Annotated in this window: 24 protein-coding genes, 2 riboswitches and 1 other annotated feature; of the genes, 16 read left to right on the top strand and 8 right to left on the bottom strand. The window is 33.1% G+C overall.

Going from position 1 to position 23,212, the window contains the following annotated elements:
- Positions 1-65 precede the first annotated feature (65 nt).
- Positions 66-177: riboswitch (SAM riboswitch) on the top strand.
- A 115-nt stretch (positions 178-292) separates the two neighbouring features.
- From metK to FH144_RS07705, 3 genes are all read left to right on the top strand, one after another.
- On the top strand, positions 293-1,489 hold the full coding sequence (gene metK / locus FH144_RS07715) for a methionine adenosyltransferase (RefSeq protein ID WP_242314835.1): 1,197 nt from the start codon (positions 293-295) through the stop codon (positions 1,487-1,489).
- A 97-nt stretch (positions 1,490-1,586) separates the two neighbouring features.
- On the top strand, positions 1,587-2,495 hold the full coding sequence (locus FH144_RS07710) for an NERD domain-containing protein (RefSeq protein ID WP_242314834.1): 909 nt from the start codon (positions 1,587-1,589) through the stop codon (positions 2,493-2,495).
- 147 nt (positions 2,496-2,642) lie between these two features.
- The gene (locus FH144_RS07705) at positions 2,643-3,479 is read left to right on the top strand and encodes an aldo/keto reductase (RefSeq protein ID WP_242314832.1); all 837 of its coding nucleotides are present in this window, start codon (positions 2,643-2,645) and stop codon (positions 3,477-3,479) included.
- A gap of 54 nt (positions 3,480-3,533) precedes the next feature.
- Here FH144_RS07705 and crcB (FH144_RS07700) read toward each other — a convergent pair whose 3' ends face one another.
- From crcB (FH144_RS07700) to FH144_RS07690, 3 genes are read right to left on the bottom strand one after another with little or no spacing between them, the layout of a single operon-like run.
- Positions 3,534-3,890 carry a fluoride efflux transporter CrcB gene (gene crcB, locus FH144_RS07700; RefSeq protein ID WP_198611697.1) on the bottom strand — a complete coding sequence of 119 codons (357 nt, stop codon included), beginning with the start codon at positions 3,888-3,890 and terminating at the stop codon, positions 3,534-3,536.
- Positions 3,890-4,252 (bottom strand): fluoride efflux transporter CrcB, encoded by a 363-nt coding sequence (gene crcB / locus FH144_RS07695; RefSeq protein ID WP_242314830.1) that lies wholly within the window; start codon positions 4,250-4,252, stop codon positions 3,890-3,892. Before crcB (FH144_RS07695) ends, crcB (FH144_RS07700) begins: the two co-directional genes overlap by 1 nt.
- A 47-nt stretch (positions 4,253-4,299) precedes the next feature.
- On the bottom strand, positions 4,300-4,608 hold the full coding sequence (locus FH144_RS07690) for a hypothetical protein (protein WP_198611634.1): 309 nt from the start codon (positions 4,606-4,608) through the stop codon (positions 4,300-4,302).
- 273 nt (positions 4,609-4,881) lie between these two features.
- On the opposite strand from FH144_RS07690, the gene FH144_RS07685 reads away from it, so the two are divergent.
- Positions 4,882-5,601: a transaldolase gene (locus FH144_RS07685; protein WP_242314829.1), complete on the top strand. Its 720-nt coding sequence runs from the start codon at positions 4,882-4,884 to the stop codon at positions 5,599-5,601.
- Between the two features lie 174 nt (positions 5,602-5,775).
- Positions 5,776-6,237 (top strand): hypothetical protein, encoded by a 462-nt coding sequence (locus FH144_RS07680; RefSeq protein WP_242314827.1) that lies wholly within the window; start codon positions 5,776-5,778, stop codon positions 6,235-6,237.
- On the opposite strand, the gene FH144_RS07675 is transcribed toward FH144_RS07680, so the two are convergent.
- Together FH144_RS07675 and FH144_RS07670 are read right to left on the bottom strand one after the other, a co-directional pair.
- Entirely contained in the window at positions 6,221-6,667 is a 447-nt protein-coding gene (locus FH144_RS07675) for a competence protein ComK (RefSeq protein WP_107507581.1), read from the bottom strand. The genes FH144_RS07680 and FH144_RS07675 overlap by 17 nt on opposite strands.
- A gap of 1 nt (position 6,668) precedes the next feature.
- Complete coding sequence (locus tag FH144_RS07670) at positions 6,669-7,049, bottom strand: LuxR C-terminal-related transcriptional regulator (RefSeq protein WP_277953154.1); 381 nt, start codon at positions 7,047-7,049, stop codon at positions 6,669-6,671.
- 361 nt (positions 7,050-7,410) lie between these two features.
- Here FH144_RS07670 and FH144_RS07665 point away from each other — a divergent pair, with 361 nt between their 5' ends.
- The 7 genes from FH144_RS07665 to ribH all read left to right on the top strand — a co-directional run bounded on the left by FH144_RS07665 (position 7,411) and on the right by ribH (position 14,646).
- Positions 7,411-7,635 carry a hypothetical protein gene (locus FH144_RS07665; protein ID WP_103167139.1) on the top strand — a complete coding sequence of 75 codons (225 nt, stop codon included), beginning with the start codon at positions 7,411-7,413 and terminating at the stop codon, positions 7,633-7,635.
- Positions 7,636-7,845: 210 nt separating this feature from the next.
- Positions 7,846-8,694 (top strand): peptidoglycan release complex glucosaminidase SagB, encoded by an 849-nt coding sequence (sagB, locus tag FH144_RS07660; RefSeq protein ID WP_242314825.1) that lies wholly within the window; start codon positions 7,846-7,848, stop codon positions 8,692-8,694.
- 693 nt (positions 8,695-9,387) lie between these two features.
- A complete protein-coding gene (locus tag FH144_RS07655; protein WP_242314823.1) occupies positions 9,388-10,875 on the top strand; it encodes an FAD/NAD(P)-binding protein in 1,488 nt (495 codons plus the stop codon).
- A gap of 146 nt (positions 10,876-11,021) precedes the next feature.
- Positions 11,022-11,160: riboswitch (FMN riboswitch) on the top strand.
- A gap of 138 nt (positions 11,161-11,298) precedes the next feature.
- A complete protein-coding gene (ribD, locus tag FH144_RS07650) occupies positions 11,299-12,342 on the top strand; it encodes a bifunctional diaminohydroxyphosphoribosylaminopyrimidine deaminase/5-amino-6-(5-phosphoribosylamino)uracil reductase RibD (protein WP_242314820.1) in 1,044 nt (347 codons plus the stop codon).
- Between the two features lie 6 nt (positions 12,343-12,348).
- Positions 12,349-12,981 (top strand): riboflavin synthase, encoded by a 633-nt coding sequence (locus FH144_RS07645; protein WP_107507576.1) that lies wholly within the window; start codon positions 12,349-12,351, stop codon positions 12,979-12,981.
- 12 nt (positions 12,982-12,993) lie between these two features.
- On the top strand, positions 12,994-14,175 hold the full coding sequence (ribB, locus tag FH144_RS07640) for a 3,4-dihydroxy-2-butanone-4-phosphate synthase (RefSeq protein WP_242314818.1): 1,182 nt from the start codon (positions 12,994-12,996) through the stop codon (positions 14,173-14,175).
- Positions 14,176-14,187: 12 nt separating this feature from the next.
- Positions 14,188-14,646 carry a 6,7-dimethyl-8-ribityllumazine synthase gene (gene ribH / locus FH144_RS07635; protein ID WP_242314816.1) on the top strand — a complete coding sequence of 153 codons (459 nt, stop codon included), beginning with the start codon at positions 14,188-14,190 and terminating at the stop codon, positions 14,644-14,646.
- Positions 14,647-14,746: 100 nt separating this feature from the next.
- Here the strand turns inward: ribH and FH144_RS07630 are convergent, their stop codons facing one another.
- Positions 14,747-15,748, bottom strand: coding sequence for a proline dehydrogenase family protein (locus tag FH144_RS07630; protein WP_242314814.1), 1,002 nt, complete (start codon positions 15,746-15,748; stop codon positions 14,747-14,749).
- A gap of 246 nt (positions 15,749-15,994) precedes the next feature.
- Between FH144_RS07630 and FH144_RS07625 the strand changes: the two genes are divergently transcribed.
- Positions 15,995-16,825: an alpha/beta fold hydrolase gene (locus tag FH144_RS07625; protein WP_242314812.1), complete on the top strand. Its 831-nt coding sequence runs from the start codon at positions 15,995-15,997 to the stop codon at positions 16,823-16,825.
- 324 nt (positions 16,826-17,149) lie between these two features.
- Positions 17,150-17,551, top strand: coding sequence for a transcriptional regulator, SarA/Rot family (locus tag FH144_RS07620; protein ID WP_408642061.1), 402 nt, complete (start codon positions 17,150-17,152; stop codon positions 17,549-17,551).
- Between the two features lie 138 nt (positions 17,552-17,689).
- On the opposite strand, the gene mnmM is transcribed toward FH144_RS07620, so the two are convergent.
- Together mnmM and mnmL are read right to left on the bottom strand one after the other, a co-directional pair.
- Complete coding sequence (mnmM, locus tag FH144_RS07615) at positions 17,690-18,250, bottom strand: tRNA 5-(aminomethyl)-2-thiouridylate-methyltransferase MnmM (RefSeq protein WP_242314810.1); 561 nt, start codon at positions 18,248-18,250, stop codon at positions 17,690-17,692.
- On the bottom strand, positions 18,247-19,206 hold the full coding sequence (gene mnmL, locus FH144_RS07610; protein ID WP_242314808.1) for a tRNA modification radical SAM protein MnmL/YtqA: 960 nt from the start codon (positions 19,204-19,206) through the stop codon (positions 18,247-18,249). The genes mnmM and mnmL overlap by 4 nt, the downstream gene beginning before the upstream one ends.
- Positions 19,207-19,315: 109 nt before the next feature.
- On the opposite strand from mnmL, the gene FH144_RS07605 reads away from it, so the two are divergent.
- Together FH144_RS07605 and leuS are read left to right on the top strand one after the other, a co-directional pair.
- Positions 19,316-20,500, top strand: coding sequence for an MDR family MFS transporter (locus FH144_RS07605; RefSeq protein WP_242314807.1), 1,185 nt, complete (start codon positions 19,316-19,318; stop codon positions 20,498-20,500).
- Between the two features lie 51 nt (positions 20,501-20,551).
- Positions 20,552-20,738, top strand: a binding site (T-box leader).
- A 48-nt stretch (positions 20,739-20,786) separates the two neighbouring features.
- Entirely contained in the window at positions 20,787-23,201 is a 2,415-nt protein-coding gene (leuS, locus tag FH144_RS07600; RefSeq protein ID WP_242314805.1) for a leucine--tRNA ligase, read from the top strand.
- Positions 23,202-23,212: the final 11 nt, after the last annotated feature.

The raw sequence follows: 23,212 nt of genomic DNA, 5'->3' as shown, positions 1-23,212 counted from the left end.
AAAAATCATTAAAAAACAAAATTGACATTGATAAGTGAATTCGGTAGTATAGTTCTTAGCGGATTCTCTTATCCTGAGTGGTGGAGGGACATGGACCCAATGAAACCCAGCAACCTCTTTTTTATTAAAGAAAGGTGCCAAACCGTTTGCAGACAAATATGGTCTGAACGATAAGAGCGAATGGACGTATCTGAGCCTTCTCTCTATCTTATTAGTGAAGAAGGCTTTTTTATTTTTTTAGCTCATAATTTTAAAGAGAATTTTCGTAAATACAAGAAAAAAGGAGCCAATCATGACTTATAATAAACGTTTATTTACTTCAGAATCAGTTACAGAAGGCCACCCGGACAAAATTGCTGACCAAGTCTCTGATGCTATTTTAGATGAAATCTTAAAGGATGACCCAAATGCCCGTGTTGCGTGTGAAACTACAGTAACTACTGGCATGGCTTTAATTTCAGGGGAAATTTCAACTTCTACATATGTGGATATTCCTAAAGTTGTACGCGAAACGATTAAAAATATTGGTTATACACGTGCTAAATATGGCTACGATTATCAAACAATGGCTGTATTAACAGCTATTGATGAACAATCTCCTGACATCGCTCAAGGAGTAGACAAAGCATACGAATATAGAAATGATATTTCAGAAGAAGAAATTGAAGCGACTGGTGCAGGAGACCAAGGTTTAATGTTTGGTTATGCGACTAACGAAACAGAAACATATATGCCTCTACCAATATTCTTATCACATCAACTTGCGAAACGTTTATCAGATGTACGTAAAGATGGCATTTTAAAATATTTACGTCCAGATGGTAAAGTTCAAGTAACAGTTGAATATGATGACAATGATAAACCTAAACGTATCGACACAATCGTCGTATCTTCACAACATGCGGATGATATTGAATTAGAACAAATTCAAAGCGATATTAAAGAACATGTCATTTATCCTACAGTTCCAGAAGGACTTATTGATGAAGATACTAAATTCTTTATTAATCCAACAGGCCGATTTGTAATTGGTGGACCTCAAGGTGACGCTGGTTTAACTGGGCGTAAAATCATTGTAGATACATATGGTGGTTATGCACGTCATGGCGGTGGTTGTTTCAGTGGTAAAGATCCAACAAAAGTTGACCGCTCAGCAGCATATGCAGCACGCTATGTCGCGAAGAATATCGTAGCAACCGGATTAGCTGATCAATGTGAAGTACAATTAGCCTACGCGATTGGTGTAGCTGAACCCGTTTCAATAGCGATTGATACATTTAACACTGGTAAAGTGACAGAAGCACAACTCGTAGAAGCAGTGAGAACAAACTTTGATTTACGTCCAGCAGGCATTATCAAAATGTTAGATTTAAAACACCCAATCTACAAACAAACTGCAGCTTATGGTCATTTCGGTCGTACCGATGTGTTATTACCATGGGAGAAATTAGATAAAGTCAATGTACTGAAAGATGCAGTACAAGCTTAATTAATGCTTTAAGCAATTTGATATGCTAATTGTCGAAATTATAGATATTTTCTATTATAATGAACATAATTGACAGTTTAAAAGGAGCGTTGTTTTAATGAATTCATTCGGACCAGTCGAGATTGGTTTAATTGTAGCGGTAGTAATTGCTATTATCTGCCTAATATTATTCTTAGTTGCTTTGAAAAGTAAAAATAATATTCAACAAAAAACCAAAGAAGAGTATGAGCATAAAGAGAAAGAAATGAGAGCTACTCACGAAGAAGCTCTTGAAAAAGAACGAATTGAGAATAAAAAGCAAGTGACGAAACAAAAAGAAGATTTCGACGCAACCGTAAGTGGTAAAAACCGTGAAATCGATGCACTTAAAGTATTCTCAAAAAATAAAAGCGAATATATTACTGATATGCGTTTAATTGGTATACGTGATCGCCTAGTTAATGAAAAACGTATCAGACGTGAAGATATGCATATTATGGCGAACATCTTCTTACCAAGTAATGAATTTAACGATGTTCAACGTATTAGTCACCTTGTATTAACACGTACAGGACTTTACATTATTGATTCTCAACTGTTAAAAGGTCATGTTTATAATGGTATTAGTGGTAACCAATTCCAAGAGCTACCTTTAATGGAGCAAGTGTTTAATACGTTAGATTTAGACGCTACATCTCCACAAACATTAGTGCTAGATCAAAACGACGATAAACACTCATTATCATTTGTAAATTATTCCGACCAACTTGCAGCAATTGAAAAGTTAGCGACAGATTTACAAACTCAATTAGGTGCTAAATATACACCAACATCTATTTTATATTTCAATCCTAAATATGAAGGCGATGTCACTATTTCAAACTATGCACAAAGCTCAAGTGTCAAAGTATTAGTTGGTCCTGAACAGTTAGATGAATTCTTTAATAAGTTCGTCTTCCACGGACGTATCCAATATAATGTAGATGAACTACAAGATGTGATGGATAAAATTGAAACATTTAATTAAATAACTAATGACTACACATATGATAGGCTAAAGATGATTTCGAACAGAATTTATCTTTAGCCTATTTTTTATACAAAAAAACAGTTTTTATATACTATTATTTAGGGAATATGAAACTATAATAATGTAAGAAGAGGAGTGAATACTATGGAGACAATTGAATTCTATAATGGCCATAAAATGCCTAAGGTTGGTTTAGGTACATTTAGAGTTGCTAATAATGAAGAATGTAAAGAAGCAGTGAAACATGCTATTGAAGTGGGATATCGTAGTATTGATACAGCTAAAGTATATGGTAATGAAGAACAAGTAGGGCTAGGTATTAAAGAAGGACTCGAGTCTACTGGTTTAAACCGTGAAGATTTATTTATCACTTCTAAATTGTATTTTGAAGATTTCGGTCGTGAAAATGTGGCACAAGCATATGAAACGAGTATAAAAAAATTAGGCTTAGATTATTTAGATTTATATTTAGTACATTGGCCTGGAACTAACGAGGCACTCATGATAGATACATGGAAAGGTATGGAAGATTTATATAAAGACAATAAAGTAAAAAATATTGGTGTAAGTAATTTTAATGCTGACCATTTTGAAGCTTTACTCGCACAAGTTTCTATTAAACCAGTCATTAACCAAGTTGAATTTCACCCTTACTTTACGCAAAAAGAACTTCGAAAATATTTAGAAGTACAAAACATTTATATGGAATCATGGTCACCATTTATGAACGCTCAAATTCTAAATGATGAAACATTAAAAGAAGTGGCCGATGAACTAAATGTTTCTACTGCACAAGTGATTGTACGTTGGAACATTCAGCACGGTGTCATCGTCATTCCTAAATCAGTTACACCTAGTAGAATAGAAGAAAATATCAATGTCTTTAATTTTGAATTATCTGAGGAGCAAATGAAGAAAATTGATGATTTAAATAAGGATAAACGAGTGGGGCCAGATCCAAATACATTTGAAGGTAAATAAGTAAACGAAAACACTTCATAATTAGCGACGATGATAGCGTTAATTATGAAGTGTTTAATTTATCGAATATCCTATATAGCAAGCGATAAAGCCTACAATAAATTGCAATAGTGTATAGCTTATAAAGCGCAATGGCTTAAATTTCGATGTCATCATTTGAACAAGTTCATAAGACATCGTTGAGAAGGTAGTTAACCCACCTAAAAATCCTGTCACGACAAGCATACTGAACCATTGATAGTGTAGTGTCACGCCAACTACTAATCCAATTAAGAAACTGCCACACACATTCACTATTAACGTAGCAATAGGGAAGTTTGGAGACCATTTCTCCTTAATATAATCAGATAGCCATGCTCTCACCACTGCACCTAAACCGCCACCTAACATAACTAGTAAACCATTAATCATCATGTGCGACCTCCTAGTTTAACACCAAACCAACACATTACTATACCAGCGATATAACTCGTTAGCCCGTATATTAACAACAAACTAAACGACTCATGATGGAACATTTTCACAAGTTCAAATTGAAACGTTGAAAATGTGGTAAGCGCACCTAATAATCCAGTTGTCATTCCTTTTTTTATCAAAGGATATTTCTGAAATAATTGTATAGCAACAGTGGACAGGTAACCCATTAAAAAAGCACCTACTAAATTAGCAATAAGTGTGCCAATGGGTAAGGAAGATGTGTGATTAAGCGTAGATATTAAAAATCTAAGCAATGCGCCAACCATACCCCCTATAAAAATAAAAACGTACTGCATTTGTATTTCACCTTTACTCAATATTATGAAATAGTACTTACCATGGATTATGATAAAACGCCAAATGTACTAATAGAAGCGTAAATGTGGAATAAAATCACTATAAGAATGATAAAAGGTAATAGTTTGCTACAAATTCTAAGCCAACCACGTTGTTGTTTATCTAAATGTTTAATTGCTTTATCTGAAAATATAATTGCAACGATTAAAATAATGACATTGACGATACTACACGCTATTAATAGGTATTTAACAGATGTAATTTGTTGACTTAAAAATGGATTAAATGTATTAAAGTAAAAACTAATGATTAATAATACGACTGAAATAAAGAAGTATTTTTTTGATTTCGACATATATATCCTCCTACTCGATATCACTAAACAATATTACCATATTTAGAGAAAGATATAATAGTGTCATTAAAGTTTCTTTTCATAGGGAATTCATTTTCAAAAGAGCAAAACATTCGCTAACAGTCTTTAAGAATGATATAAATAAATTATAAATGTTTAATTTATACGGAATAGTAAATACATCATGTGAGACAGGACATTATATACAAAGCAATTTAATTCCATGGTGATGGAATTTGACTATATTCGTAATACATATAGGAGGAAATTAATATGGCTAAAGGTAATCTTAAAGTAGAAGTATTTGCAGATGGTGCAGATATCGAACAAATGAAATCAGCTTATAAAAATAAAGAGGTTGATGGTTTCACAACGAATCCTAGTTTAATGGCTAAAGCAGGTGTGACTGACTATAAAGCATTTGCTGAGGAAGCGGTTCGTGAAATTCAAGATGCTTCAATTTCATTTGAAGTCTTTTCAGATGATTTAGAAACAATGGAGAAAGAAGCAGAAATCTTAAAACAATACGGCGATAACGTATTTGTTAAAATTCCTGTGGTTAACTCAAAAGGTGAATCAACAATTTCATTAATTAAAAAATTATCAGCTGATAATGTACGTTTAAACGTTACTGCAGTGTATACAATTGAACAAGTAAAAGAAATTACTGAAGCAGTTACTGCCGGCGTACCAACATATATCTCTGTATTTGCTGGTCGTATAGCTGATACTGGCGTAGATCCACTACCATTAATGAAAGAATCTGTTGAAGTGGCGCACAGTAAAGATGGCGTTAAATTATTATGGGCAAGTTGTCGTGAATTATTCAATGTCATCCAAGCAGATGAAATTGGTGCCGACATCATTACATGTCCAGCCGACGTTGTTAAAAAAGTAAATAACAACTTAGGACGCGACATTAATGAATTATCTGTAGACACTGTTCAAGGTTTCGCAAAAGATATCCAAAGTTCAGGTTTATCAATTCTATAAATTTTATAATTCATCTCCGTGAAGGGAGGTATTAAAGCATGTTTTATGTAGCGCTTTACTATCGCTCCTTTCACGGAGTTTTTATTTGGAAAAATATATACTTTAAACGCTTGTGTCTGTTAACAAATCTCATTAAGATTTACTTTAAGAGAGAAAAAGGAGAGACAACACGGTATGAAACAAGCAGCGTTTGAACAAAAAGTAAAAAAACAACTGTGGTTTTTAAATAAGAAAGAAAAGGCATTATTGCAAGATAAATTATACGAGTATAGTCAAAATGACCATGTAGAAGAGAATACTAAGAAATATAACAAACCTATACAATTTGCCAACAACTTTTTAAAACAAAATATTTTTAAAGAAAAGAGTGTATCTAGTACATCTTTACTCATTTTGTTAATAGGCATGGTGCTTATTTACGCATGTTTAATGGGAGTGTTTCTGGTAGGTTTTATTACAAGTCTGACAGCCATTCATTACTTTATAAATCCCCAAGTATCGATGTCAGTTATTAACGTAATCTTAATTTTAATCGGGTCAATACTCCTAGCATTAGTAAGTCTATTGCTCATCAAATCGGTAACCGCATTATTTACTAAAAAGCTACTTGAATATAAATTTAATAAAATGAGGTAGTTTTTTGGACTAAATGCATTAAGAGTAAGCATTCTTGCCATTTCTTATATACTAAGGTATAAGGCTCAGTCACGTAAAACGACAAATTATTTTCAAAAGTAATGAGCGTTCCATCCTTATGTGAACTTAAACCTATCACGGTAAAGGCATTAATATAAACTTGTAGGGGAGCGCGTTGATGTTTAACAGGAAATAACACAACTTTTTCAGAAATATATAAAGGTACTAATTTATTAATTGTGAGCAGACGTTTCGCCAATTTTACTTGTTGTAAGTAAGATTTATGATGTTGCTCCAAATAATAGATAAGTACTTTTTTTATAGGAAAAGGAAGAACCATGTCATAAGTGGTAAAGCAGCACTTAGTCTTAAGCGAACTACTTTTTAAAGTTTGGAGATATAATAAATTATAGGAATTATGAGGTAACATACTATACACCTTCATGATAGTAGTTACGGAGTTTCATAAGCGCATTCGTTTTATATTTTTTAATCATCGACACTGATACATGCATAAATTGAGCTATTTCATATTGTTTGTAACCTTGAACATAATAATTAAGCCATCTGTATTCACGAGGCGTAAGAAACAGTTTAACATCGTTCAAATAGCATGCATGATAATCGTCGGAAGAGATAGGTAAAGTGGACATCATTTGAGTATCCATAGTCATTGCTTCAAGCTTTAAATTTTCTTTTCTGAAAAGGTCAATAAGATAGAATTTTAAGCGAGTGTAGAAAAAGGAAGCCATTGTAATGTGTGAAGTGGGATGATATAACGTGGATAAATGCCATAATTTAATTAATAACAATTGATAAAATTCATCATAATTATACTTGATGTGATATTATTTTAACAAATAGTGAATAATTTTATGATGTTTAAGATATATTTCTTCAAAATTCAATGCTAAATTTTAATTCTCCTTATTTATGTACATAAATTAAATTTTCCGGATAAGAAGATATTAAAATAAAAACAATGAAATATCATTTGCGTAATTTAAAAAATAGGTGTTAAATAGTAAACATAGAATAGCTAATATTAGTGAAAATTTGTCTAAATTCGTTTGTTTGAACGTGATTCGACATTTATATAGAATTGAACCTAACATTGGTAAATTAATTGAAACTATAGGCTAAAGGCCAATCTAAAATATGGGAGGTATAGCGTTGGATTATGCACACTTAAATCTTGAGCATTTTTTTGCAAGAAATGATGAGTTAGACATTATTAGAGATCGTTCAGAATTTGTAATGATTAATAATTTTACTAATGAAATGATGTACCGTGACGGTGAAATCGAAGGAACTATTGATTTGAATCAATATTTTTACAAGAATAGATCACAAGCAGCGAGTTTCATCATGATGGATTATCGCAATGAAAATAAGTAAATTTTATAAAATCGACGGACTCGTATTAAAGTAATGAAATTAATCTTGTTTCATTACTTTTTATTTTATTAAGTTTCAATTTGATTACTTTTATTTTATGAATTTGTAACATTGTAACTATAAAATTGTTTAAAGGTATTAATAATGTTAAACTTTATTATCATGAAAGACTTTAAATAAGATTACAACAATGACCTAAGAGGTGTGAATATGACAAAGCACAAGAAGGGCTCTATTATAAGTTTAGTAGGGTTGCTTATTGTTTTAATAGTAGCGGGTTTTGTCTTTTTCTCAATGATTTCTGATCAAATATTTTTCAAGAACGTTGATGAAGAAGAAAGTGTAGAACATTTAGATGTTACATTAAATAAAGCTGCTGAGAAACAAATCGATAACTACACAAGTCAACAAGTCTCAAATAAAAATAATACAGCGTGGCGAGATGCGTCAGCTGGCGAAATTAAATCAGCAATGGATAGTAGTAAATTCATTGAAAATGACAAACAAAAATACCAATTTTTAGATTTATCAAAATATCAAGGTATTGATGAAAATCGTATTAAACGTATGTTATTTGATAGACCTATGTTGTTGAAACATACTGATGCATTTATCGAAGCGGCGAAAGACAAGCATGTTAATGAAGTATATTTAATTTCTCACGCATTATTAGAAACAGGATCAGTTAAAAGTGAACTTGCGAATGGCGTAGAAATAGACGGTAAAAAATATTATAACTTCTATGGTGTCGGCGCTTTAGATAGTGACCCAATTAAAACTGGTGCAGAATACGCTAAAAAGCATGGTTGGGATACACCTGAAAAAGCAATTAAAGGTGGAGCCGATTTTATACATCAACATTTCTTATCACATAATGACCAAAATACATTATATAGCATGAGATGGAATCCTAAGAACCCAGGTGAACATCAATACGCAACTGATATTAAATGGGCAGAAAGTAATGCTCAAATTATCGCAGATTTCTATAAAGAAATGAAAACTGAAGGTAAATATTTTAAACTTTATGTTTATAAAGACGATAACAAACATAAATAACACAAAAATCAACGCGTCTCTTTACTATAAGAGACACGTTGGTTTTTTTAGGCTCTCTGTCATATCGGACTGCTGGGCTCAATTAAAGAGATTAAGTATATAAAGTATAGAGTATATAATTATATGATTATCTAAATGACTATAGTCTTATAATCATAAGACATTTCTTAATTTATTTTATTAATATTTATTAAATGATGAGTAAGTGTATTATTTTTTAGTATTTTAATATGAAATTATGTATAACTAATGTAGTATTTTTGGCGAGACTCCTGAGGGAATAGGATGAGTGTCGAGACCGTGGCTCGACCCATCCCCTAGGAAATGCGAGCCAAACAATACGAAGTGTTGATAAAAAGAGAAACGTAGAGGCGATTCATGATTGAATCATCTCTACGCTATTATTTTGGGATTTATGTCCCAGACTCTTGGTTTTTTAAATGTTTATAGTTATTCGGCTTTATTTTTTCTACTTAACCAACTAAAAGCAATCACAAAGACTAAAGTAACTTTAATTAAAAATTTCATTTATCTCACCTCAATATCTAGATAATAACATATCCTAAATGGGTTAAAAATTATATAGAAAGGCTATATATAGTAAGTATAATTCATTTTATAGGTATTAAGTTATTGATATAATACTAGAATAGTTAAATAAATATAGAGTTCAACTGAAGGATGATGTTAAATATGCGTGTTGCAATTATTGGAACGGGCACAGCTGGAGTGAGTGTGCTTAGACAACTGGTGAAGTATGATGAATTTAAAAATCTACAAGTAGATGTATACGATAATGCTAAAAACATGGGACAGGGCGTCCCTTTTCAAAATGATAGTAGTCAGCTCTTGATTAATCTACCTACCAAAAATATGAGTTTAAATTTAGATGATGATGAAGAGTTCTGGAAGTGGTATCAAGACCAAACTAAATTTAAATTTGACAATCCTCAATACTTACCACGATTTGTATTTGGGCATTATATGAAATCGTATCTTTTAAACTATGAACATATATATAATAATCTCATTATTATCAATAAAGAGGTTGATGAGATATTTACGAAATCAGATGTAGATGAAACGACACTCAAATATTACGTGTGTACGTCAGAAGATATGAATGAATGGAAAGAATATGACTATATCTTCTTAACAACTGGCACATTTGCATATCATGATCCATATGAATTGAAAGGTAAAAAAGGATATATACCAACGCCTTATCCTACATATAATACATTGGACGATGTATCTCAATCTGATGAGATTGCAATTATTGGCACGGGCTTAGCAAGTCTCGATGTTGTACGATATGTGACTGCACATCATTCGAAATTACCTATTACAATGACGAGTCGTTCGGCTCATCTGCCTAGTGTTAGAGGGAAGATGATTCCTATTACTTTTAAACACTTAACTAAAAAGAATTTTAACAAATTAAAAGCGCAACATTATGGCAATGTGCCACTAGAACGTGCGTTTGAACTGTTTCAGTTAGATTGTGAGCATTATAAAATTGATTTAGAACATTTAGCACATCGTCGTACTGGAAATGCGATTGATGATTTAGAGTATGATTTACAGCACCCTGAAGAAGTGGGGACTTTCCAAAGCTTAATTGAAAATGTTAAAGAGAATTTGAATTGGATTTGGAATAGTTTGAGTAACGAAGACCAAAAAGAATTCGATCAACGTTTTACAAAGATTATTCAATTAAATTCTAATCCTATGCCACCGAGAACTGCAGAATTGATTATTGAATTGATAAATAATGACTCACTTATTATAAAAAGAGGATTAGAAGATATTTCACATTATGATGGTCATTTTAACTTGAAATTTAAAGACGATGATACAGAATATCAATATGATGTTGTTATCAATGCTACCGGTGCAAAAACGCATTTATCAGATTTAGATGAAGATGATCAACTTATTTTAAATCTTGAAAATCATCGTATCGTACAACCTCATCCAATGGGCGGTATTCAAATCATTCCTGAAACGAACCAAGTTATAAGTCTGAGATATGGCACGCTTAATAATATGATTGCTATTGGCCATGTTACGAATGGTGTTAACAAATTACGTAATGGTGTGAAAATGATTGTTGATCAGGCTGTTAGTACAGTTGACTATCTATACAAAATACAAAGTCATTTTGACCACAAACAGTAAATCTTTACACTTATTTAGCTGAATTATCCATTAAATAGCGAACTCTCACTTTTACATGGTTTCTACATTTGTAATTTATAAAAATTAAGGGTATGATTATTTTGTAGTAACTAATCTACATTAACTCAATAATCACAATTTCATAGTAATTCTTTCGGGGCGGGGTGCAATTCCCAACCGGCAGTAAATCAAGCCTGCGACCCGAGCTTGTTGGTAACGACATGCTCGGTTGATCTAGTGAAACTCTAGAGCCGACAGTAAAAGTCTGGATGGGAGAAAGAATGAAGACGTCATTGAATAAAGACGTTTGTTAAGCGTGCACATTTACAAAATGTCGTAAGCTTATTTAAATATATATGTAGACTCCTTATGCCTAATAATTACATTACGGTATAGGGAGTTTTTAGTTATAGAGGTGATAAGTTGAGTAATTTTATGCAATACGCAATACAACTTGCGCAAATGGTTGAAGGTCAAACTGGTATTAATCCTCCAGTAGGTTCAGTAGTAGTTAATGATGGACGCATCGTAGGTTTAGGTGCACATCTGATGCAAGGCGATAAACATGCCGAAGTTCAAGCATTGGATATGGCTCAAGACAAAGCAAAAGGCGGTACAATTTATATTTCATTAGAACCTTGTACGCACTATGGTTCAACACCGCCATGTGTCAATAAAATCATTGAATTTGGACTTAACAAAGTAATATATGCAGTCAAAGACACTACTTTACCTTCTGAAGGAGATGCAATCTTACAGAAAGCTGGAATTGAAGTTGAATATCAACATTCAACTGAAGCGGCACAGTTATATGAAGACTTTTTCAAAGCGAAAAATGACAAAATACCTGAAATAACTGTAAAAGTATCAGTAACCTTAGATGGTAAACAAGCGACTGATAATGGACAAAGTCAGTGGATTACTAATCCTGAAGTTAAACAAGATGTCTATCGCTTACGTCATACTCATGATGCAGTACTCACTGGCTATGGCACTGTTGAAGCGGATGATCCACAGTATACAACGCGAATTCAAGATGGAAAACATCCAACGCGTATCATCTTATCAAGAAAGGGAGACATTGATTTTTCGAAACAAATCTTTCATGATAATTTGAGTGAAGTTTGGATTTACACTGAAAATGAATCGCTATCAAGTCCAGATAATCATATTAAAATTATACATTTAGCAGATTGTAAATTAGATAATATTTTAACTGATATCTACGAACGAGGCGTAGGTAAACTATTAATTGAAGCAGGTCCTCGTGTTACTTCAGCATTTCTCCAATCTAAATACTTAGATCAACTTATTATTTATTACGCCCCGAAAATAATAGGTGGTCGTGGAACACATCAATTTTATCAAACAGATCATGTCATTGATTTAGACCAGGCCACACAATTTGAAATTATTTCTACTGAGTTAATCAATCAAAATATAAAAATGATAATGCGAAAGAAGTGAATAACAATGTTTACAGGTATCGTTGAAGAAATAGGTACTGTGAAAAACATTCGTACACAACAATCCGTAAGAACGCTAGACATTGCATGTCATAAGATTTTAGAAGATATGCAGATTGGTGATTCTATTAGCGTCAATGGCGCATGTCTAACTGTTATCAACTTCCAAGATACTTATTTTACTGTACAAGTAATTAAAGGTACGGAGGATAAAACATATTTATCTCAAATTAAGCAACATGATGAGGTGAATTTGGAGCGTGCAATGGCAGGAAATGGACGTTTTGGTGGACACTTTGTATTAGGTCACGTCGATCAAAAGGGTGTGGTATCGCATATTAATGAAACCCCTAACTCTCGAATTGTGACAATCAAAGCACCTGATACGATTATAAAACAGTTGGTGAAGCAAGGATCTATTACGGTTGATGGTGTAAGTCTCACCGTTTTCGACTTACATAGTAATAGCTTCGATATTCATTTAATCCCTGAAACGAGACGCTCTACGATACTCTCTGCCAAGAAGATTGGTGACAATGTGCATCTTGAGACGGATGTTTTATTTAAATACGTAGAAACTATACTTAATAGAAATGATTCAGAATTAACAGTTGATAAATTAAAAGCGTTTGGATTTTAGGAGGCCTAACCGATGAAATTTGATGAAATTAGCGAAGCAATTGAAGCTTTAAAACGCGGTGAAAGTATTATCGTTGTAGATGATGAAGACCGTGAAAATGAAGGCGACCTAATTGCAGTTACTCAGTGGATGAATGATAATACAATAAATTTTATGGCACAAGAAGGACGTGGCCTAATTTGTGCGCCAATCAATACGCATATTGCTCAACGTTTAAACCTTATGCCAATGGTTGAACATAACACGGATGGCTTCGGTACTAATTTTACAGTTAGTATTGATCATGTGAAGACTTCAACAGGAATTAGTGCTTTTGACCGTATGGCCACTGCTCGTGCCTTAATTGACTCAGAGTCTACTGCGGAAGATTTCCATAGACCGGGCCATTTGTTCCCATTAATCGCTAAAGATAAAGGTGTGCTTGAAAGAACAGGCCATACAGAAGCGGCAGTAGATTTAGCTAAATTAAGTGATGCTGAGCCAGCAGGTGTGATTTGTGAAATTATGAATGATGATGGCACTATGGCTAAAGGCGAGGAACTTCAACACTTCAAAGAACGTCATAATTTAAAAATGATTACAATTGAGAGTTTAGTTAAATTTCGTAAACATAATATGAATGAAGTGAAATTAAAAGCACGTGTACAAATGCCGACTGATAATGGTGACTTTGAAATGTATGGTTTCCAATCAGAATTTACTGATGAGGAAATAGTTGTACTTGCGAAAGGTGAACCACGTGCCACTGAAAATGTTCGAATTCATTCAGCGTGTTTAACAGGCGATATCTTTCATAGTCAACGATGTGACTGTGGGGCTCAATTAGAAGCCTCTATGGATTATATTAATAAGCATGGTGGCTTAATTATCTACTTACCTCAAGAAGGTAGAGGTATTGGGTTAATTAATAAATTGAAAGCTTATGAATTAATCGAGCAAGGTCATGATACAGTTACAGCAAATTTAGCTTTAGGTTTTGATGAAGATTTAAGAGATTATCATATAGCTGCTCAAATTTTAAATTATTTTAATGTACAACAAGTTAATTTATTAAGTAATAATCCAAAGAAATTTGAAGGCTTAACAGAATATGGAATTAAAGTAGCGCAACGCACAGAAATTATTGTGCCGGAAACTGCTCATAATCATGTATATATGATGACTAAAAAAACTAAAATGGGACATTTATTATAGGAGGATTTTAATATGAATTTTGAAGGTAAATTAGTAGGTACGGATCTAAAAGTTGCAATAGTAGTAAGTCGTTTTAATGATTTTATAACAAATCGTTTATTAGATGGAGCGAAAAACACATTAATTAGACATGGTGTAGATGACAATAATATTGATGTTGCATTTGTACCAGGTGCTTTTGAAATTCCATTAGTTGCTAAAAAACTAGCTCAAAAAAGCGAATATGATGCAGTAATTACTTTAGGATGTGTAATTAGAGGTGCTACATCTCATTATGATTACGTATGTAATGAAGTAGCAAAAGGTGTTTCAAAAGCGAACGATGTATCTGATACTCCAGTTATCTTTGGTGTAGTAACTACTGAAAGTATTGAGCAAGCTGTTGAAAGAGCAGGTACTAAAGCAGGTAATAAAGGTGCAGATGCTGCAGTTAGCGCAATTGAAATGGCGAACTTGTTAAAACAATTTTAATTTAGAAGAAAATGATAAATGAATAGCCCTAAGATGGTTTCTTAAATTAGAAATCATTTTAGGGCTTTTTTAATAAGAGTATTATTAATTTATTTTAAATTTAGCGTCTAAAGAATTTTACGGCACCTGAAATCGCTGCGAGCGCACCTAAACCAATTGCACTAGTTAGGCCAACTTTTTTAAGCGTTTCAGTAGATACAAACTCTTGATATGCAAGTGCTAAGTTTTGAGGACGTTCAGCAAGTCGACGCATGAAGTAACCAAACCAGTCATTACCATATGGTACATAGACTGTGAAATGATAACCTTGATGTGCAATTTCTTCTGCTAATTCACTGCGGAAACCATATAACATTTGGAATTCAAAGGCATCTTTTTCAATATTATTATCTTTCACAAATTGTTTGACGTGATTAATAATTTTATCATCATGTGTAGCGATTGATGTAAAATTCTTCGCGTTTAGAAGACGTTTTTCGATGATTTTTATGTAATTAGCATCGATTTCTTCTTTCGTTTGATAGGCAATGCTTTCATCTTCTTTATAAGCGCCTTTTACCAAACGTAAGCGCAATTCAGGATATCTATCAATTAAATCTAGTCCATCGTATAAATAGGCTTGGATTACGGTACCTACATTTCTGAATTCACCTTTTAATCGATCTAGTACTTTGATGATTTGTGGTAAACTGTCATATTTTTCAGTATCAATATTAATATGCATCTTATCAAATTCATCAGCTTTTAATAAAATTTCTCTTAAGTTTTGATAGGCTAATTCAGTATCAAACTCTCCACCTAATGAACTTAATTTAACTGACATATGTGCGTCTACATCATGATCTTTAACGGCTTGCATAACTTCGAGAATTTCGTTTTTAGCTTGAGTTGCTAAGGCTTCAGTGCCTACAAACTCACCAAGATTATCTACCGTTACTTCAATATTTTTATCATTAAGATACTCAATTGTATCAATTAATTGTTCGATTGTGTTACCCGCTACTACCTTATTTGCGCCCATTCTTGGACCTAATTTTCGAGCAGTTTCATTTAAATAACTGCTATTAGATAAGGCAATAAAAAAGTTTCTGAAAAGTGACATACTAAATTCCTCCATCTTCCCCATAATCTATTATTTATTAATAAGTTTAGCACGAAAAAGCGCTATAAGAAAGCGTTTCCATTACTGTATACCCTAATTAAATAGGTAGAATTACAATTTAATTTCAAAATCTCTAGTTTTAAAATGTAAATTCCTCTGAATCATACGTACGCATGAGTGCCAATTAGATGTAATTATTTGATATAATACTTGTGTTGAAATATAAGTGAGAAGGGATTAATAATCATGTGGAAGTGGGAAACAGAACACGACGCTAAAGGCGTTGTCGTTATATTACATAATATTTTAGAGCATACGGGTCGATATGCTTATGTCATTACAATGTTAAGACGCAATGGCTATCATGTTATTATGGGTGATTTGCCAGGGCAGGGACAAACTTCTCGTGCCAATAAAGGTCAACTTAAAAATTTCGAAATCTATCATGAAAAGCTTATCGAATGGGTAAGTGTAGCTAATGAATATAAAATCCCGACTTTCGTTATGGGGGTAGGATTAGGCGGGTTAATTGTGTTAAATATGCTTGAAAAGACAGAATTACCGATTGAAGGCATGATGCTAATTTCTCCAATGCTTGAATTAAAGAGAAATAACAAAACTCGTAAAAACATGTTTATTTCAAATATAGGCAAAGGAAATAAGGATGCACGATTTAAATTAGGTATTGATTATAGTGATTTAACACGTAACCCTGAAGTGATTGAAGAAACAGAACAAGATGGCTTAATGCTTAAAAAAGTCACATATAAATGGTATAACATCGTGATTGAAACGATGAAAGAAACGTCACAACATATCAAAGACATAAAACCGATGCCGACGTTACTAATGTACGGTACTGAAGATAAATTATTAGACGTTAGAGCTATCGCTAATTTAAAAACTCAATTAGCAACATCAGAATTATACTTTAAAGCTTGGCCCGGTTTATATCATGAAGTACACAATGAACCTGAACGTGATCAAGTGATGCGCTATGTCTTAACTTTCCTTAATAATAGCGTTAATACTATGGGATTTATCGTTAAAGAAGATGAAATTGAGGATATTTTATAAATGTATTAGGGTCATCTTTTAAATCATACAGTTTGGAACATACATCCATGTTCTGAACTGTTTTTTATTTTAACTTTTGCTTAATAACTGACATGCATCGATAATTAATTGAATTAATATATTCAACCTTTTAAATGGCTAAAATTATCGGGAAAATCAGGAAAGTTGAATGTAAATTGTGATATTGGTATATTCTAAATATAAAAAATTATAAATTTATTTAGTTCTATTTAATTATAATTAAATAGAATGAGTAAATAATTAATATATTATGGGTGATTGATTATTTAAACAGGTGTCTAAATCGTAAGGGAGGGGTCAACATTGAGTAATCAAGCTGAAGAAAGCGTCACTATGATATTACAATTAGAAGAATTGTGTAAAGAAATCAACTCTATTTTCAAAGTCATTTATGAATCGTATGATTTAACTAAGGAAGAAGTACTTATTTTGCTTACTTTATGGGACAAAGGGTCCATGACGTTAAAAGAAATGGATAGCTATGTGAGCATTAAATCATACAAACGTACCAGTACATATAACAATTTAGTTCATGCAGGGTGGATAAATAAAGAACGTCCACTTGATGATGAACGCACAGTAATTATTCATTTTAATGAAGAAAAGTCTCAATTTAAAACTGAGTTATTAGAATTTATTTCTAAAATGATTAAGAAAAAATATGAATCCTTAGAGAATAGCTTAAATTCTTTAATGGGCGTGTAAATGTTTCCAAGTTAAACTGAATATATATTTAAAGCTCTGATGAAATTTTAAAATTCAATCAGAGCTTGTTTAATATATTATGATTTAGTACGATAGGGCATTTAGCTTGAAACCTATATGTTAGTCAATGGCGATGTCTTAACGTTTTTCAATTGCACATATAAAAGGGGCATGATTCACTTGATTAATAAATTGATATTTTAAGATATGCGCCTTATTTTGATCAAATTGCTCTAAATAATCGAGAATAGCATCACGTTCAACTTGTCCTTCTTCATGACCGTGATAAATGACTAAAACGATAATACCTTCTACATTAAGCACATTAAAAATACTGTCAATTGCTTTAATAGTAGTTTCAGGACGAGTAACGATTGATTTATCACCTTTAGGTAAATAACCAAGATTAAAAATCGCTGCATCTACCATGCCACTTTTAGTTACATCTAAGTGCTCGACTATATTTTCATGTCCATCTTGAATTAATGTGACATTACTATAGTTTTTAATTTTTTCTGCCGTATTTTGAATAGCACTTTCTTGAATATCAAAGCCATACATGTGACCATGTGGTACGTGCTCGGCTAAAAAGAGTGTGTCATTCCCATTGCCACACGTTGCATCAATAACAATGCTATCTTCCTGTATATGACTGGTTATTAATGTTTTTGAAAATGGAAGAATACGTTCTAATTTCATGATTTAACTTTTGACTCCGCTTTATAGAATTTACCTTGATATGACTCTCGACGTGCTAATTCATTATCAATTTCATTTAAAACTTCCCATTTATTGACACTCCACATAGGGCCGACCATTAAGTCTATTGGGCCGTCTCCGGTAATACGATGAATAATCATTTCAGGTGGTAAAATTTCAAGTTGATCACAAACTAAGTTTGTATAATCATCTTGAGACATAAACTCAAGCATACCTTTTTCATATTGTTTAACCATAGGCGTGCCTTTTAATAGGTGGAGTAAATGAATTTTAATGCCTTGCACATCCATTTGAGCTACTTCTTTCGCTGTGTCCATCATCATATTATAATCTTCGCCAGGTAGGCCGTTAATAATGTGTGTACATACATTAATGTTATGTTTTCTTAATTTAGCTACACCTTCGTAATAAGTCTTCATATCGTGTGCACGGTTAATTAAGTCTGAAGTTTCTTGATGTACGGTTTGTAAGCCTAGTTCGACCCATAGATACGTACGTTCATTTAGTTCAGCTAAATATTCCACTACGTCATCTGGTAAACAATCTGGACGTGTTGCGATAGATAAGCCTACAACGCCTTCTTCTTTTAAGACAGGTTCATATTTTTCTTTTAAGACTTCAACTGGGGCATGTGTGTTAGTAAACGCTTGAAAATACGCGATATATTTACCTTCGCTCCATTTTTCATGCATGCGGTCTTTAATCTGTTGGAATTGCACTTCGATAGGATCTGCTCTATTACCCGCAAAATCACCGCTTCCGGCTGCAGAACAAAATGTACAGCCACCATGTGCTACAGTGCCATCACGGTTGGGACAATCAAATCCTCCATCGAGTGCAACCTTAAATATTTTTTGATTAAATTTATTTTTCAAATGGTAGTTCCATGTATGATATCGTTTGTTTTCAAAGGCATACGGGAAATAATTACCCATAAGACATTTTCCTTTCTATCTAACTTAGTTCTAAGTAAAGATTTTAACATACTTTAATGTTATAGTGTTTATTGTACTTCGATAAATATATAAAGAGGGGACATTAAATATGAATATACCTAGATCAGTATGGTGGCTAGTTATTGGTATGGCACTAAATATAACTGGCTCTAGCTTTTTATGGCCTTTAAACACGATATATATGAAAGAAGAACTTGATAAAAGCCTGACAATTGCTAGTATCGTTCTAATGATTAATTCATTTGGTATGGTAGTCGGAAATTTACTAGGTGGCACGTTGTTCGATAAGTTAGGCGGATATCGAACAATTATGATAGGTACTGTTACATGTTTAATAAGTACTACGTTGTTAAACTTCTTCCATGGATGGCCTTGGTATGCAGTATGGTTAGTATTATTAGGCTTCGGTGGCGGAATGATTGTTCCCGCAATTTATGCGATGGCTGGAGCTGTTTGGCCAAACGGAGGAAGAACGACATTTAACGCTATTTATTTAGCACAAAATATTGGTGTAGCTGCAGGCGCTGCTTTAGGAGGGTTTGTAGCTGAATTTAGTTTCAACTATATCTTCATTGCTAACTTAGTAATGTACGTATTATTTGGTATAGTAGCTACTACGCAATTCAATTTAGAGTATCATGCTAAAGTGAGAGTGCCAGATAGCCTTGATATTCATGGTAAAGAGAATAAAAAGCGTTTCGTAGCACTTCTTTTATTATGCGCTATGTTTAGTATTTGTTGGATAGCTTATATTCAATGGGAAAGTTCAATTGCATCATTTACACAAGAACTTAATATCTCATTATCTCAATATAGTATATTATGGACTGTTAACGGTATTATGATATTAGTTGCACAACCATTAATCAGACCTATAATTACATTATTAAAAGGTAACTTGAAATCTCAAATGATAGTTGGGATTTTTGTGTTTATGTTATCTTTTTTAGTAACAAGTTTTGCTGAACAATTTTCAGTGTTCTTAATTGGTATGATTATTCTTACATTTGGTGAAATGTTCATCTGGCCAGCTGTACCAGCAATCGCTAATTATTTAGCCCCAGAAGGTAAGCAAGGCCAATATCAAGGCGTAGTCAACTCCGCTTCTACAGTAGGTAAAGCGTTTGGTCCACTTATTGGTGGTATTTTAGTTGATGCCTTTAATATGAGCGTCATGTTCATTGGAATGATCGTACTGTTATTCGTAGGTTTATTCTTTGTATCAATTTTTGATAGAGGACTTCCAAAAGGTAAAAATAGACAAAATTCTTAGCACACGGCTAAAAGTTAGCTCAACCACTTGCAATTAAGACGCGAATCTCATAATATTAAAATGTATTGGAGTAGTAGCTTAAATACTTTTCGAAAGAGAGCTAGTGGTGGTGTAAACTAGTGTTAAGAATTAAGTGAACTTACCGTTAAATAATTAAATTTCAAACATCTCTTACTATTATAAAGTGCACATCTTGATGTGAAATAGGGTGGTACCGCGGCTCTGAGTCGTCCCTACACAAATTGTAATAGTTTGAGATGTTTTTATATTTTAGGAGGAAAATGCTTTGGGTTACAATCACAATGAAATTGAAAAAAAGTGGCAAGCTTATTGGGCTGACAACAAAACGTTTAAAGCCAATGACAATTTAGGTCAAAAGAAATTCTATGCGCTAGATATGTTTCCATATCCATCAGGTGCAGGGTTACATGTAGGACATCCAGAAGGTTATACAGCTACAGATATTGTCTCACGTTATAAACGTATGCAAGGGTATAACGTTTTACATCCAATGGGGTGGGATGCATTTGGTTTACCAGCTGAGCAGTATGCATTAGATACTGGTAATGATCCAAGAGAATTTACAAAACAAAACGTACAAACATTTAAACGTCAAATTCAAGAATTAGGCTTTAGTTATGATTGGGATAGAGAAGTGAATACTACTGATCCTGAATACTATAAATGGACGCAATGGATTTTCATCCAATTATATAATAAAGGTTTAGCTTATGTAGATGAAGTAGCAGTAAACTGGTGCCCAGCTTTAGGTACTGTACTATCTAATGAAGAAGTCGTAGATGGTGTGTCTGAACGTGGTGGACATCCAGTATATAGAAGACCAATGAAACAATGGGTACTTAAAATTACAGAATACGCTGATCGACTAATTGAAGATTTAGAAGAACTAGATTGGCCTGATTCAATCAAAGATATGCAATATAATTGGATTGGCCGTTCTGAAGGTGCGCGCGTGTCTTTTGAAGTAGAAGGATACGGCGAAACAATAGATGTCTTCACTACACGCCCAGATACAATCTTTGGAACAACATTCTTAGTATTAAGCCCAGAGCATGCATTAGTTAATACAATTACAGCAGATGAAAAACAAGAAGAAATTAAAAAATACCAAGAAGATGCTTCTAAAAAGTCTGATTTAGAACGTACTGATTTAGCTAAAGATAAATCTGGTGTCTTCACAGGTGCCTATGCGATTAATCCTTTATCTGGAGAAAAATTACCAATTTGGATTGCAGATTATGTATTATCTAGCTACGGCACAGGAGCAGTAATGGCCGTCCCTGGACATGACGAACGCGACCATGAATTTGCTACTAAGTTTGAATTACCTATCGTTGAAGTAATTGAAGGTGGCGATGTTACCAAAGAAGCTTATACTGGTGAAGGCGCACATATTAATTCTGGAGAACTTGATGGCTTAGACAATGAACAAGCGATTGCTAAAGCAATTGAGTTATTGGAAGCTAAAAATGCTGGTGAGAAAAAGGTTAACTATAAACTAAGAGACTGGTTATTTAGTAGACAACGTTATTGGGGCGAACCAATTCCAGTTATTCACTGGGAAGATGGTACTATGTCAACAGTGCCAGAAGAAGAACTTCCATTATTACTACCTGAAACGGATGAAATTAAACCTTCAGGCACAGGTGAATCACCACTGGCAAATATCGATGACTTTGTAAATGTCGTTGATGAAAAGACTGGTATGAAAGGTTGTCGTGAAACAAATACAATGCCACAATGGGCAGGTAGTTGTTGGTATTACTTAAGATATATCGATCCACATAATGACAAAATGTTAGCAGATCCTGAAAAATTAAAACATTGGTTACCAGTTGATTTATATATTGGTGGGGTAGAACACGCAGTACTTCACTTATTATATGCAAGATTCTGGCACAAAGTATTATATGATTTAGGCGTAGTACCAACAAAAGAACCTTTCCAAAAATTATTCAACCAAGGTATGATTCTTGGTGAAGGAAATGAAAAAATGAGTAAATCGAAAGGTAACGTGGTCAACCCTGATGATATCGTAGCATCACACGGTGCCGATACGTTACGTCTTTACGAAATGTTTATGGGACCTTTAGATGCTTCTATCGCATGGAGTGAAAATGGCTTAGATGGTTCTAGACGTTTCTTAGACCGTGTATGGAGATTACTCATTAACGAAGATGGCACGTTATCTAGCAAAGTTGATGACACTAACGATAAATCTCTTGATAAAGTCTACAACCAAACAGTTAAAAAAGTTACGGAAGATTTTGAAACACTTAACTTTAATACAGCTATCAGCCAACTAATGGTCTTCATTAATGAATGTTATAAAGTAGATAGTATTTATAAACCTTATGTTGAAGGCTTTGTGAAAATGTTAGCACCAATTGCACCACATATCGGTGAAGAACTATGGAGTCGTCTTGGTAATAATGACACAATTACTTACCAACCATGGCCAACATATGATGAATCATTATTAGTTGATTCAGAAGTAGAAATCGTAGTTCAAGTGAACGGTAAAGTGAGAGCCAAATTACAAATTCCTAAAGACTTATCTAAAGAAGAAATGCAAGATTTAGCATTAGAAGATGAAAATGTTAAACTATCTATTGAGGGTAAAGAAATTAAAAAAATAATTGCAGTACCTCAAAAATTAGTGAATATCGTTGCTAAATAATTAATAAAGGA

The sequence above is a fragment of the Staphylococcus sp. acrmy genome (genome assembly GCF_022690565.1).
GTDB classification, from domain to species: Bacteria; Bacillota; Bacilli; order Staphylococcales; family Staphylococcaceae; genus Staphylococcus; species Staphylococcus caledonicus.
The sequence above is the reverse complement of the archived record's forward strand: the minus strand, read 5'-3'. Positions and strand labels throughout refer to the sequence as shown.

Bases quoted from the DNA above. Each gene is read 5' to 3' on its own strand.
- metK (WP_242314835.1), top strand. From the start codon at position 293: ATGACTTATAATAAACGTTTATTTACTTCAGAATCAGTTACAGAAGGC.
- FH144_RS07710 (WP_242314834.1), top strand. From the start codon at position 1,587: ATGAATTCATTCGGACCAGTCGAGATTGGTTTAATTGTAGCGGTAGTA.
- FH144_RS07705 (WP_242314832.1), top strand. From the start codon at position 2,643: ATGGAGACAATTGAATTCTATAATGGCCATAAAATGCCTAAGGTTGGT.
- crcB (WP_198611697.1), bottom strand. From the start codon at position 3,890: ATGATTAATGGTTTACTAGTTATGTTAGGTGGCGGTTTAGGTGCAGTG.
- crcB (WP_242314830.1), bottom strand. From the start codon at position 4,252: ATGCAGTACGTTTTTATTTTTATAGGGGGTATGGTTGGCGCATTGCTT.
- FH144_RS07690 (WP_198611634.1), bottom strand. From the start codon at position 4,608: ATGTCGAAATCAAAAAAATACTTCTTTATTTCAGTCGTATTATTAATC.
- FH144_RS07685 (WP_242314829.1), top strand. From the start codon at position 4,882: ATGGCTAAAGGTAATCTTAAAGTAGAAGTATTTGCAGATGGTGCAGAT.
- FH144_RS07680 (WP_242314827.1), top strand. From the start codon at position 5,776: ATGAAACAAGCAGCGTTTGAACAAAAAGTAAAAAAACAACTGTGGTTT.
- FH144_RS07675 (WP_107507581.1), bottom strand. From the start codon at position 6,667: ATGTTACCTCATAATTCCTATAATTTATTATATCTCCAAACTTTAAAA.
- sagB (WP_242314825.1), top strand. From the start codon at position 7,846: ATGACAAAGCACAAGAAGGGCTCTATTATAAGTTTAGTAGGGTTGCTT.
- FH144_RS07655 (WP_242314823.1), top strand. From the start codon at position 9,388: ATGCGTGTTGCAATTATTGGAACGGGCACAGCTGGAGTGAGTGTGCTT.
- FH144_RS07645 (WP_107507576.1), top strand. From the start codon at position 12,349: ATGTTTACAGGTATCGTTGAAGAAATAGGTACTGTGAAAAACATTCGT.
- ribB (WP_242314818.1), top strand. From the start codon at position 12,994: ATGAAATTTGATGAAATTAGCGAAGCAATTGAAGCTTTAAAACGCGGT.
- ribH (WP_242314816.1), top strand. From the start codon at position 14,188: ATGAATTTTGAAGGTAAATTAGTAGGTACGGATCTAAAAGTTGCAATA.
- FH144_RS07630 (WP_242314814.1), bottom strand. From the start codon at position 15,748: ATGTCACTTTTCAGAAACTTTTTTATTGCCTTATCTAATAGCAGTTAT.
- FH144_RS07625 (WP_242314812.1), top strand. From the start codon at position 15,995: ATGTGGAAGTGGGAAACAGAACACGACGCTAAAGGCGTTGTCGTTATA.
- mnmM (WP_242314810.1), bottom strand. From the start codon at position 18,250: ATGAAATTAGAACGTATTCTTCCATTTTCAAAAACATTAATAACCAGT.
- mnmL (WP_242314808.1), bottom strand. From the start codon at position 19,206: ATGGGTAATTATTTCCCGTATGCCTTTGAAAACAAACGATATCATACA.
- FH144_RS07605 (WP_242314807.1), top strand. From the start codon at position 19,316: ATGAATATACCTAGATCAGTATGGTGGCTAGTTATTGGTATGGCACTA.